At 47.8% G+C, this 12,784-nt stretch carries 10 protein-coding genes; 4 read left to right on the forward strand and 6 right to left on the reverse strand.

Going from position 1 to position 12,784, the window contains the following annotated elements:
- Nucleotides 1-208 precede the first annotated feature (208 nt).
- The 3 genes from AB6B37_RS14230 to AB6B37_RS14240 all read left to right on the forward strand — a co-directional run bounded on the left by AB6B37_RS14230 (nt 209) and on the right by AB6B37_RS14240 (nt 3,585).
- Nucleotides 209-1,480, forward strand: coding sequence for a DUF2793 domain-containing protein (locus AB6B37_RS14230; RefSeq protein ID WP_371396498.1), 1,272 nt, complete (start codon nt 209-211; stop codon nt 1,478-1,480).
- A gap of 255 nt (nt 1,481-1,735) precedes the next feature.
- Complete coding sequence (locus AB6B37_RS14235; protein WP_371396499.1) at nt 1,736-2,431, forward strand: hypothetical protein; 696 nt, start codon at nt 1,736-1,738, stop codon at nt 2,429-2,431.
- Nucleotides 2,432-2,553: 122 nt separating this feature from the next.
- Nucleotides 2,554-3,585, forward strand: a complete 1,032-nt coding sequence (locus tag AB6B37_RS14240) for an NAD-dependent epimerase (RefSeq protein WP_371396500.1) — start codon at nt 2,554-2,556, stop codon at nt 3,583-3,585.
- Here AB6B37_RS14240 and AB6B37_RS14245 read toward each other — a convergent pair.
- The 3 genes from AB6B37_RS14245 to AB6B37_RS14255 form a co-directional block, all read right to left on the reverse strand.
- Complete coding sequence (locus tag AB6B37_RS14245; RefSeq protein ID WP_371396501.1) at nt 3,564-4,883, reverse strand: O-antigen ligase family protein; 1,320 nt, start codon at nt 4,881-4,883, stop codon at nt 3,564-3,566. The two genes, AB6B37_RS14240 and AB6B37_RS14245, sit on opposite strands and share 22 nt — an antisense overlap.
- A 37-nt stretch (nt 4,884-4,920) precedes the next feature.
- Nucleotides 4,921-6,120: a hypothetical protein gene (locus tag AB6B37_RS14250; protein ID WP_371396502.1), complete on the reverse strand. Its 1,200-nt coding sequence runs from the start codon at nt 6,118-6,120 to the stop codon at nt 4,921-4,923.
- Between the two features lie 80 nt (nt 6,121-6,200).
- Nucleotides 6,201-8,426: a GumC family protein gene (locus AB6B37_RS14255; protein WP_371396503.1), complete on the reverse strand. Its 2,226-nt coding sequence runs from the start codon at nt 8,424-8,426 to the stop codon at nt 6,201-6,203.
- 533 nt (nt 8,427-8,959) lie between these two features.
- On the opposite strand from AB6B37_RS14255, the gene AB6B37_RS14260 reads away from it, so the two are divergent.
- Nucleotides 8,960-9,577, forward strand: a complete 618-nt coding sequence (locus AB6B37_RS14260) for a polysaccharide biosynthesis/export family protein (RefSeq protein ID WP_371396504.1) — start codon at nt 8,960-8,962, stop codon at nt 9,575-9,577.
- A 132-nt stretch (nt 9,578-9,709) separates the two neighbouring features.
- Here the strand turns inward: AB6B37_RS14260 and AB6B37_RS14265 are convergent, their stop codons facing one another.
- From AB6B37_RS14265 to AB6B37_RS14275, 3 genes are read right to left on the reverse strand one after another with little or no spacing between them, the layout of a single operon-like run.
- Nucleotides 9,710-10,387 carry a sugar transferase gene (locus AB6B37_RS14265; RefSeq protein ID WP_371396506.1) on the reverse strand — a complete coding sequence of 226 codons (678 nt, stop codon included), beginning with the start codon at nt 10,385-10,387 and terminating at the stop codon, nt 9,710-9,712.
- A complete protein-coding gene (locus tag AB6B37_RS14270; protein WP_371396507.1) occupies nt 10,387-11,574 on the reverse strand; it encodes a UDP-N-acetylglucosamine 4,6-dehydratase in 1,188 nt (395 codons plus the stop codon). The genes AB6B37_RS14265 and AB6B37_RS14270 overlap by 1 nt, the downstream gene beginning before the upstream one ends.
- Nucleotides 11,571-12,740 (reverse strand): LegC family aminotransferase, encoded by a 1,170-nt coding sequence (locus tag AB6B37_RS14275; protein WP_371396508.1) that lies wholly within the window; start codon nt 12,738-12,740, stop codon nt 11,571-11,573. Before AB6B37_RS14275 ends, AB6B37_RS14270 begins: the two co-directional genes overlap by 4 nt.
- Nucleotides 12,741-12,784 lie beyond the last annotated feature (44 nt).

A 12,784-nucleotide genomic window follows, 5' to 3' on the forward strand; every position in this document is an offset into this window, starting at 1 on the left:
TCCGCTTTATTAAATTCACGCACCCTTAGACTATTCAAAACCCTATTTATACCCCTAGCCTGCAATATTTTTACAAAAAAAAAGAATTTAAAACAGATGCTTACAGTCTGGTTTAGGCGGCTCGAACATTTCTCCTTACGCGCGTAACCACGCGTTAGCCTCCCTTAGAAGAAAAGCCAATTATCCTTTAAAAAAACAAGGATTTCCCATGGATAATACAGTCAAACTCTCCCTTCCCTATATCGCACCGGGCCAAGCCCAAAAACATGTCACCGTCAATGAAAGCCTGCGGCGGCTTGACGTTCTTGTACAAGCCCATGTGATTGATTGGGACGTGGTCACCCCGCCAAGCAGCCCGCAAAATGGCGACCATTATGTTGTTGGCAATGCGCCAACCGGGTCATGGGCAGACCATGCCAACGCAATTGCGGCTTATGCTGATGAGGGATGGTTTTTCTATCCGCCGCAGAAAGGCTGGTGCGTGTGGCTGTGCTCGCAAAACCATCATATTGCTTTTGATGGTACATCATGGATTACTGATACGGGATCCGATCTTTCTGAACCGCCGCAGCAGCTAGGCATAAATACCACAGCCGATAGCGATAATCGCTTATCCGTGAAATCAAGCGCGGTTCTTTTTAGTTATGATGATGACGGCACGGGTAGTGTTTATGTAAAGGCAAATAAATCTGGAGCGTCACAAACGGCATCCCACTTATTTCAATCTGGTTGGGCCGGGCATGCGGAAATGGGCCTGATTGGCGATAATGATTTCCGGATTAAAACCTGTTCTGATGGCACGGTTTGGAAGGATGCCATTCACATTGACGGAACCACAGGGACTGTATCCACGCCGCACACGCCAGATGCGCCGCTTGATATTGCCCTTATCGGCGCGGCGGCCAATGGCCCTGCCTTTGCCATGCGCGGGACCGCACTATCAGGGTCCTCGGACCAAAATGACGGTGTCGGGTTTTACTTAAATCACAACACACCGAATAACCGCCAATTTGGATTGATGACAACGGACACCCAAACGGGTGTTCGCATCATTGCCCTGTCTAGTTCGCCAATATTAGAGGGTGTTAAAAATGGAAGCCGCGCGGACCTTGTCATTGGGTCTGGAACGCACGGCGCGCATGTCGGTTTTACGCTGTCAAACACACAGTTTTCAGTCAGTAATTGGGGCGGGGCAGCGACCAAAACCGTTTTTGAAGTGAACGGTTCAACTAGCCAAAGTGGTGATCTTCTGTCCATCGGCACGGTACCCGCAAGCCGGGGCGATGCCTTTCGCGTGGGTGCGGATAAAACGGCCATATTTGGCGGCGCCGCGCGGCTTGCCGTCTATACCAAGGCCCTTCTCCCTGCGGCTGGCGCGGGGCGGATTATTTTCGTTTCTGACGCAGCAGGCGGCCCTGTCCCCGCATTTTCTGATGGGACGGATTGGCGGCGTATCTCCGACAATAGCATTATTGACTAAGGCGCAAAATAGGCGGGGCCTTGACTTCTATATAACGGCCACCGCCTAGCCCAATATTTTTGTTTACGCGGAGTGCCTTAGCCCCTAGAAGCCGTTATAATTTATCGCGGCAAATTTACCGCGAAGATGATCAGGCAAGCAAATGGCAACCATGTTTTTAATTGTCGGTACGGGCAATCAATTGTTCGGTGCTTCCCGCGCGCACGTCATTAAGGATAATTGTGACGCTATGACATCTAGGAAACAGGCGACGTAATGGCCGATTTTTTTAAGTCACTTCTTGACATTGTCAGTAGCAATTTAACGATAGTTGTCTTTATTGCCGCCTGCGGGTTGTTCTTAGCCGTCATCATGGAACAGCTTCAAATTCTGGCTAAATATGATGGCGCGATGAAAGCAAAAGTCGCTAGCGGATATAATTCAGCCATGAAAATCATGGTTATCAACCGCCTTGGTGCAGTCCTTTATTTTGTCTTTGTAGCATTTGCTATCGATACAGGTATTAGCCCGCAAAGGCTGTCATCGTTTTTCATTGGAACCATATGCGCCTTGGCCGTTGTCAATATAGGCGTTTTTTCTGTATATTTTAGACGCTTTAAAACAGAACTGACTGCCGAGGTACGTAGTGCCGGGCGGGTGGAGCACAAACGCCAAGAAGACCTGCTAGCGCTTTGCGTCTTCGCAGCGACCATGCTTAATCTTTTGGGCCTGACCATCCCTTTGCTCTTGAGCGCGAAATTCCCAGACTACCGTATGACGCTGTCTAATACGGGGTTTTTGTTTAATACGTTATTTACCATTATCAATGTCTTTATCATCGAAAATTACCTCGCGAAATTAATAGATAAAAAAGATGACCGCTTACATCGCATCGTTGTTAGCATTCTAGGCATACGGATTTTAGGGCAAGCTGGAGCCATAGGCCTTCTCATGCTTGTTGCTTTTGCATAAGAAGCGTTCAAAATAGAGCTCACTCATGACGTGCGCAGCGTGGCTTAAGCCCTAGCTGGAGATGAGGGTAAAGGCTGCGTGAGTTCAATGGAGCTAGCGGTAAATAATATGAGTGTGAACTTATGACTATTCTTGTGACAGGCGCTGCGGGTTTTATTGGCTCATTTACAACAAAGGCTCTCCTATCACGCGGAGACACTGTTGTTGGGCTCGACAATCTCAATGATTATTATGATGTTTCACTCAAGCATGCGCGGCTAGAGTCCCTGAGGGCGCATGCGGAAAAGTCAAAAGGCACGTTTCATTTTCATGAGATCAATATCGCTGAGAGCGACCCAGTAAACGCTATTTTCGCACACTATAAACCGACACGCGTCATAAATTTAGCGGCCCAAGCAGGCGTTCGTTACAGTCTTATTAATCCAAATGCTTATGTCCAAAGCAATATAGTGGGTTTTACGAATATTCTTGAAGCCTGCCGCCATAACGGCGTTGAGCATTTAGTCTATGCCTCGACCTCAAGTGTTTATGGGGCCAACACTAATATGCCATTTTCAGAAAACCATAATGTCGATCACCCGCTGCAATTTTATGCCGCGACAAAAAGAGCCAATGAGTTGATGGCACATAGCTATAGTCATCTCTTTGGTCTCCCCACGACGGGGTTACGGTTTTTTACTGTCTACGGGCCATGGGGGCGACCAGACATGGCCCTGTTTTTGTTCACAAAAAACATACTCGCGGGGAAGCCCATCAACGTCTTTAATAACGGCAATCACAGCCGCGACTTTACCTATATCGATGATATCGTCGAAGGTATCGTTCGCGTGATTGACCGGCCTGCGAGCCCTGATCCAGACTGGTCATCAGATCAGCCCAATACAGCGACCTCATCTGCGCCCTACCGTATATTTAACATCGGTAATAATGCGCCCATAATTTTAAATGATTACATTGAGGCGATCGAAGCCGCATTGGGTATACAGGCGGTTAGAAATCTTCTGCCATTACAGCCTGGCGATGTGCCTGATACCTATGCGGATTCGAAGGCTTTGATGGCTTATACAGGATATCAGCCCAAAACGTCGGTAAGCGACGGGGTGGCGCGTTTCGTTGAATGGTATAAAAATTACTACGCCGATGAACTGCGTTGACGCCCATGATTTACCAGCACAACGGCGAGTAATGTTGCGATAGTCGCCATTGATATTGTGCGCAGCGGATAATCCACAAAAGAGTGGATGCCAATAATCGTCAACCCAATCAAACAGGCTTTTTGCGTTAAGCTTTTACGGCGGCTGGTGCGCAGTAACCGCCAAGCTTGCGAACATAGCCAAACAATTAGGCCACAAAGCCAAAGGAACCCAAATATCCCAAATTCAAAACAAAGCTGTAAATATTCATTGTGGGTCTCATTGGCAAATCTTGTGATGATTTCATCCTCACGTTCATAGATCTTATACACCTCACTGAAACTCCCCGGACCATAGCCAAAAAGCCCGCCTTCCTTGATGGCCTCCCATGTCGTTTCAAATATTCTGACCCTAGAAATGGATGTTTCGACGGAAAATTTACTCAGCAAAGTCGTAAACTCACGACTCAGCACGAAAAAATCTATGGCGAAGATGAACGCTCCAAGACCCCAACAGATAAAAATGGCGCCCTTGCCATATGTTCCACGGCTAAACCATAACAGGCTAAGCGACGCACTTAGAATGATAAGCAAATAAGCGGCACTTGAGCCCGTCAAAAGTCCCACGCAAATCATTAGAATAATTAAAACAATTGATAATGCCTTCTGCTTGGCCCTGTCTCTATCTGTTTGTTTGCGGGGGTGTTGAAAAATACTGACTGCCGCGAATGAGAGCGCCACGGCCAAAAATGTACCAAGATGGTTTGTATTTGAAAAAATACCGACAGGACGGTTAAGGGTGTAAGCCTCATAGAGCACAAGATAACCGTCGCCCAAAAAGGTTTGCAACACACCCAAAAACGCGACTGCGACGGCAATGATTGGCACGCTAAGTAACGCCCGTTTTAATTCCTTGGGGGTCCGACTAAGGCGCGCGATTAATGCAGTTGTAAGGATCGGCAGAAAGGCAAATAATCCATACATCGTTTTCTCTGGCGCGATGCTTAACGGCAGCGCGGGCAGGTCTTGCCCTGTCAGGCGGTAGCCCTCAATGACATAAGATTTAGATGCCAATTCGGACCAAAGCCAGGCGGGCAAGGGTATGAGGTATAAAATAAAAAGAAACGGTAATAGCGCCAAAAACAACAGGGGCGGACATATTAATTCACGCAAGCTGTGTCGGTCCCGATCGATAAGGATCCATCCTAAAAAAATCACAGACAAAAGATAAAGCGGGGCTTTGTAACTCATGATAGATTGGGCCGTTCCGCCCAAAATCACGCAAAGCATAAGGTAAGCTGTCAGACGCCAAGATGTCACTTTTGTCTGCATAATTGTCCTGATAGTTGCGGTCGCATTACCCTGCGGGTTCCAAAGTGAGTGAGGTCACAGTCATTGTAATGCTCTGTGGAAATACCCCCGAACGCGCCCCTATGTTTAGATATGCAAATTCGCACGGCTCATCTTTTGCCTCCAAGGGCAATAATAGCGACGTTTGAGCTGTTAAGCTTTGCCTTATCTCTTTTCTCGATAGCAATTGATTATTAGCCGAACAGCGAAGCTCTAAATAAAAGTTACCTTTTTTTTCGTCATATTTGTGAGTTCCTGTGATAGCGAAGCTGTAATTTTGATAATCAACGGGCAGAAAAATAAATTGGCTGGCTACAGCTGACAGGTCGTCACCACGGAAGGAGAAAAAAGCACCCTTATCGCTTTCATACTCGGATGACACGTCGCGCGTGTTATATAATGTCCAGTTTAGGGCTGGCTGATTTTTAAGAGCTACAAAATTAGGGTTAAAGACAGCTTGCGCCGCAGTCCCGCCCGGGATGCCGTCTGGCCTGCGCTCTCTCCATATGCGTTTAACACGGTCATAATTTTGGGCTTTGATCAACCGCGAGATATAACGCGAATATAAAGCGCCAATTAAATTATCATTGTCGCTATGACGTGCAAAATATGAAAGGGGCGCCTCGAGCGTACCAAGGTTATCATCTGTCGTTGCCGTAGTCTCTTGGAACAAAAACTCATAAGCCCAAAGTGGTAGTGGCTTTTGGTCAAGGTAAGATAAAAGCTCTGGCGATGTCGGAGGGTTTTGAAATAAACCCGACAGCACCGCTATATAGTAATCTCGATTAGATTCGTTCAGGCGGTATAATAGCCCGATTTCAGAAAATATTGTGTCGATATCATTGTCTTGTATGGCCCAAGCTAGCCGCACAGTTGCCACCCCGCGGTTGCGCGCATTTAACCGGCGCGCAAAACTTATAAAGCTTTTATTGTCGGCCTCATTATTCGCCAAATATCGCGCAGCATAATACTGGGCATAGGCCTCATCCTCGATAGAGAGCCGCATTAAAACGCGGTCAGCATTGCGCTCAATCACAGTATTTGGAGTGTTCGCCTCAAGCGCGCTTTTGATCAAAGCTTGGTTAAGCTCAAGGATATGATCGGCACTTTCATATCCCCAAGTAACCTCATCTGTTTCTAGATCAACGTTTGGATAAAAAACAAATGTAATAGCGTAGACAAGGCATAGCATGAGAGCAGCGGTCAAAGAAAAAGGTAAAAATGTCCTAATGTGTGCCATTGATATTAGTCGCTAATTACCCGGCGCTGGATAGCGCCTTTCCTGGTTTATGTTAGAGAAAATTTTCTTTTGGCTTTGCGCTCTGGTGTTTGTTTTTTCTGGCTTGTCTTATACTGGGAAGCGTCGTTGCCGTAGCTGTATTGGTAATAGTCCATATACCCTTTGTTTTGGGCTTTGTATTTGGTCAGGACAACGCCTAAGACTTTGGTGCCACTGCTCACTAAGCGGTCGAGTGACGCTTTGATGTTTGGCGTGCGCAAACGGCCCGTCTCCACCACCAGCAAGGTAGCATCTACCTTTGCGCCTAGCACAGGTGCGTCGGCGAGCCCTAACACGGGTGGACCGTCGACGATGACGTAATCATAATTTTCAGAAGCCCAGTCGAGCAGAGCATCAAAACGCGATGAGGAGAGTATCTCTGACGGATTGGGCACAATTGTGCCACTGGGTAACAGCGAGAGAAGATCATATTTGGTAGATTTAACCGCGTCTTTAAACTCGGTGCTAGAGGTAAGCACACCAGACAAACCTACACTCCGCTGGCCAGCACCATCGAGGAAGGTGGGCAAACGCATATCCGCATCAATCAGCAGCGTTTTGTGACCCGCGCCGGCAAAGCGTAAGGCGGTTGCAAGCGAGGTTACAGATTTTCCTTCACCACTTCGGGTGCTCGTCACTTGGATAATACGGGGGCCCCCGTCCCCTCCTGAAAACTGTAAGTTCGTGCGCAGAGATGCATAGGCCTCAGCCGTGGTCGTTTGCGGATTCGCAAGCTCTGTTGCAAAATCTTCGGGATTCTTACCCATGGGTATCACGCCCATTATGACTTGGCCTAGTTTATGTTTAACGTCATCAGGACTTTTGACGTGATCATCAATCATTTCAATGGCGTAAGCGATGGCAAAGCCAAGGCCTCCACTTAAGAGAAGGGCTAATAAAAGTCCGCGCAAACGGTCGGGCTTAAACGGGTTTTTGGGTGATTGGGCGCGGTCAACGACCTCAACCAAATTAGAGCCTAGATCATCCGAAACGCTGACTTCTTTGAGCCGTGCGAGCAGAGCATCATATTGAGTCCGTTCTGTCTCCACTTGGCGCTGGAGGATATTGTAATCAATACTTTTTTCACGCACGTTTACGACGGAAGCCTTCAAGGCCCGCACACGGGCGGCTAAATTTTGTTCTTTGGACAAGGCTTGCTCATATGCAAGCTTGAGATCAACGCGCTGTGCATCAACGATTTCAGCGGTTTTCATGGCAATCTCTTTATCAAACAAATCAATGCGACCTTTAAGCTCGACCATCTCTGGGAAGCCAGGTTTGTATAATGCTTGTTTTTCAAGATATTCAGAGTTGAGGGCCACACGTTCTGATTTCAACCGAGAGAGTGCATCACTGTCTAGGACATCTGCGCCAAAATTGTTCGACGCGGATTGTTCATAAGCGGTTTGGGCGCTGACGCGTTCAATACTGGCCGTGGTCAACTCGGCACTTAATGTTTTAAGCGCCGTGATATCAAGGGACCCCGAACTCTCTTCTGGGTCTTCGCCGCTAACGATAATGATACCGTTTTCTGTCGCATAAGCCACGAGCTGCCGCTCAGCGGCCTCCAGCGAGGCTCGTACTGTTTTTAAACGTTCTTCCAAAAAATCGCGCGCAAAGGCGGTCGAATTGAATTTTCGTGCCAAGCCATTAGAGATAAAGTTCTCGGTCAGCGCATTGGTAATCTCGGCGGCTTTGCGCGGGTTCGCGTGGTCAAAGCTGACCTCAATCAACAAGCTTCGACCAACAGTGCTGACGTTTAAATTCTGGTCAAAACGATCTACAACTGAGCGCATGCGTTGTTCGCGTGATAGGCTGCTCCATTCCTCACTCTCAACATTCGCGAGATAAGGATCAGAGAGTAGATTTAATGATTCAATTGTATCCTGAATTAGGCTTTGGCTTTGAAGAAGCTCAACTTGAGTCGTGAGGAACTCCCGGTCAACTACGACACTTTCAACAGCTGACACATCAATAACATTGCGTTCTTCTTGACGGACCTCCAAAAGACTTGTGGCCTGGTAAACAGGCGTTATGCGAAATAGTATGACAGCCGTCACGGCTGTGATTATTGTCATAATTAGCGCGATTAGCCACCACCAACGGCGCAAAACACTGATAACTTGCCAAAAACTAATAAGCCCAGTGTTGCTGTCATTTGAGCCCCGGTTGGCTGTATCAAGCCGATCAGTTAGGCGCGCAGCCCCCCCTTGTGAGGCATAGTTTTCAGTCATTGACTGCCCTTGACGCGAAGGCCCAGATTGACTGCGGCGCGGTGTATTATACTCATTAGACATAAACAGCCTTCACTCTCAAACATGCCTGACTTATTTTGCATATAACCATGCATTTGAAGCACAACCGTCCTTATCGCAGTTCAGCATGTGAATTCAATAGCTTAATGTTATTAGCTGCAGTTAAAACTTGAAGTACAACAAGATTTACGGTGTAAGGGCACTGTTTAAGACTTTGATTTTCAGGCAAAACTATTCTATGGAGCAGGGCCTGTGCGGCACGCCCAAGCTACGGACCTCGTGCCACGGGTAGACTGCACTCAAGTGTGGGCACTAAATGGAAAAACGTTATGGTAAATACTCGCTATTCACAATCTTGGGCCACATTTAGCCGCCGAAGTCTTCTAAAGGTAAGCGCGACAGCAATAATGGGTTTCACACTCACCGCCTGCGTAAGTACAGCTAACGGAGTGTCGAATAGTAAGGCTGGTTACGCACAAGCGGAGTCTAGCGCCGCCTCTGACGCTCGACCTATGGTAGAAGCCTTCCCCGAAGTGGATATCAACACAATCGCCCGCTCTGTGACGCGCGACGTCTTTAAAATCGGTGATAGCGCCGAGATAGAAGTCTATGATGTCGACTCTCTGAGTAGCACTTACATCGTGGACCGCGCGGGGAATATCACTTTCCCGCTAATCGGCACCATTCAGGTCGCGGGCCTGAACACCACAGAGCTTCAACAACGCCTCACACAACGTTACGGCCAAGAGTATTTGCGCAACCCTAGCATCAACGTCAAAATTGAGTCGCAGCCACTGGGGCGTGTCGTGGTGGACGGCGCAGTCAATAAACCTATCGTTTTTGAAGTAAGCGAGATTATCAGCCTGTCAGAGGCGATTGCACAAGCCGAGGGGCTTGATCAAACCTCCACTACTGGTAATTCCGTCTTCATTGTGCGGAGTATTAACGGCGAGCGCAAAGTGCGTGAGGTGAATCTTAAAGATATACGTCGGTTCGGCGCAGAAGACCCGCAAATAATTCCAAATGACGTTATCTTTGTCCAAGACAGCGCAGGTCGCGTCGCCTTCCGTGAGTTCCTAAGAACCGTCCCGCTACTCAATACAGCCGTGATTTTCGCGTCAAGGAACTAAAGAAAAGACGTTTGACCACAGTGTAATAATGACACGTTTATCCGAACTCAGTTCGCTAATTCCAAGATAAATATGTGCCACTGTTCGATGAAATGTTCTTTTTGTTCATGACAGAGCGGTCGCCAAAAGTGCTTAATGTGCACCCATAATATCGTCTTGCAGACTTTCAGGCGGTTTGGGTAATGTTGAAAATGCTGCATAAACGGCGCCGCCCTTACCCGTCAGGACAACCCAAACGGTGAGGAAAATACAGGCAAAATAAACAAAGAGCGAATTATTCTGCACAAACCATTTTTCCAGCTCACCCTTGTAAGGCATGATAACATCATCGTAGAACGCCTCTGGATTTTTCGCGGTGTCCATCATGTCTTCCTCGTTACGAAAGACAATTGAGCCAATACCAGACAGGCCTGGCGTCACCTTTAAAATCGTCTCTTTCATATCATCCGGAAACGCGTCAAAGCAGCGCTGCGTTTGGGGCCGCGGGCCAATGATGCTCATGCTACCAAATAAGATGTTAAAGAGCTGCGGCAACTCATTGATTTTACTTTTGCGCAGGAATTTACCAAAAGGCAGCACACGCGGGTCGTCTTTGACTGTAACCGTGCCAGTACCAATTGTTGCGCTATTTTTTAACATCGTCGCGAATTTATAAACGCCAAACATTTTGCCGTTTTTACCGACGCGTTGTTGAATGTAAAAAATCTCACCTTCGCCAGAGAACCGCAAAACAGCCATAACAATTAATAACGGGACAATGAGAAATAAAAGCGCAAGACCAGAGAAGAGTATATCAAAAAACCGCTGCATTACATTCTCCCGTCAAGATAACGGCCAGTTTCCATATGGTTAAAGTTCGGAATCATGGCATTGAATAAATCCACGATAGGGCCCTTTTCCCATGTATCACCAGCGCGAATATCGGCGATGGCTTTCAAAAATCCGTCGAGTTGCGACGCGTCAAATTCGAGTTTATTTTTGATGATGCCGAGATTTTCAAACCGGTCCATATCCAAAGTTTCAGTCTCTGTGAAAAATTCTTCATAGCTTTTCTCACCCGTCGTATCAGAGCTAAAGAAATAAACGGGCCATTGTTTCTGCGCAATCAATTCTGGCGCGCGGTCTCGCGCCTCTTCTTCGCTGCCGCAGTGATAGGGCTCATATCCTAAATTATTAAGGTAATTGACTGCAATGTCTGAAAACTTGGTGAGTTGCAGGGCTTCGGACATTTTTGGGAAGAAAATATCGCGGTTCTCACCTAGCAAGCATGACATCAGGCAGAGCTCGCCAGCCTCTTGCGGCACGACAAAATAACGGCGCACATCATTGGGCGCAGATATTGGCTGCTGCTTGGCAAAGCGTTGATTAAAACCGTGCAGCAATGAACCATCAGAAAAGGCCACATTGGCAAAGCGCGCCGTGGAGATTGGGATATTAACGCTTTCTTGCATCAAGAACATTTCCATGATGCGTTTGGATGCACCCATCATATTGACGGGGTTTGCGGCCTTATCGGTCGAGACACAAAAGTACTTCTTTGCACCGCCGGCTTTGGCCTGAACCAATGTACTAATGGTGTTAAGAATATTGACTTCTATCATGCGCATCAAAGTGAACGGATCTTTTTCCGACCGCACATGTTTAAGCGCCGACAAGTTTAGAACATAATCATAACCGTCTTCCATCGCGAGAAGCGCGCCAAATTCGCGGGATCCGCAATCGAGCGCAAAGGTTCTAAAGTCACCATCAATATACCCCAGTGTGGATCGTATATCGCGGACAAGTTCGACAAGGTTGTTTTCTGATATGTCAACGGCGTGTAGTGCGCGCGGGTTCCGTTTAAAAATCTCGCGCGTAACCGCTTGGCCGATTGTACCCGCCCCGCCGATCACAAGAAAGCGAGAACTAGCGACAAGCGCTGAAAGTTCAGCCTCATTTTTGGCAATATCATTTTTAAACAACAGGTCCTGACGACCAATAACATTTAGAATATTCACAGTGTTAGGCTCTCTATTTGGGCATCGGGGACACTAGACGGAATATTGACAATTCGCGCTTCTAGCCATTTCGCATTCGCGACGCCGTCATGTTCACAATCTTTGAACATCTCCAGCTCGTTCATCAACCGCCAGACGGGACGCGTCATCACGCCTGCCGTATTGGTCTGCTTAAGGAACGCCTCACGCGTTGCCAGGTCATCAAGACATAGGGCGTTCAGCCAGTAATTAGCTTTTGTCCCGGGCAGCGGGTGAACATAGTTCCAATCGTTTTTCGCACAGTAATCTTGGTACTGCTTTGCAATCGTTGCTTTGATGGCTTGCATTTGCGGCAGCATTTCCATCTGCGCACAGCCTAACGCGGCGTTAAGGGCCGGCATTCGGTAATTAAAGCCAACTTCGTCATGGACAAATTCATAAGGGTGGGGAATTTTTGACGTTGTCGTCATGTGTTTGGCGCGCTTGGCTAGCGCTTCGTCATTGGTCAAAATCATGCCGCCGCCGCCAGTCGTGATCACTTTATTGCCATTAAAGCTCAACGTGGCGAGTGCGCCAAAATTTCCCGTATGGGTATCCCCGACCCAACTGCCGAGGCTCTCGGCAGCGTCTTCTATCAAGACAATATTATGTGCTTTGCAAATATCAGCAATTTCTTTGATCCGAAGCGGGAGCCCAAACGTGTGCATTGGCACACAAGCTCGAACAACGGCCCCTGTGTTTTTATTAACGCAGTGACCGTCTTTTTGGTGCGTATTGGCGGTCAGCCACGCTTGTAGAGAGCTTGGGCTCATGCCCATTGTATCGCGGTCAACATCGATAAAAACCGGTTTGGCCTTTGTGTAGCTAATCGCGTTACACGTTGCGATGAAGGTTAGTGGCTGCGAGAGGACTTCATCGCCCTGCTCCACGCCTGCTAAAATTAGCGACACATGCAAAGCGGCCGTCCCGTTCACGCAGGAAATGGCATATTTCGCGCCAGTATAGTCCGCCACCATATCTTCAAATCGGTTAACTTCGACACCCACAGAGGACACAAAATTACTATCAACAGCGCGCACGAGATAGTCCCGCTCTCGCCCATTAAAGACGGGACGGTGCAAAGGAATAAATTCATCACCATAAAGAGAGCGAACAAAGGCTATAAGATCGTCGGTCTTCTGTGTCATATAATTGCCTTTATACTATGCGCCCGCAAAAGGCGCGCCTTTCG

This window comes from Fretibacter rubidus, from assembly GCF_041429785.1.
Lineage (GTDB): Bacteria > Pseudomonadota > Alphaproteobacteria > Caulobacterales > Maricaulaceae > Fretibacter > Fretibacter rubidus.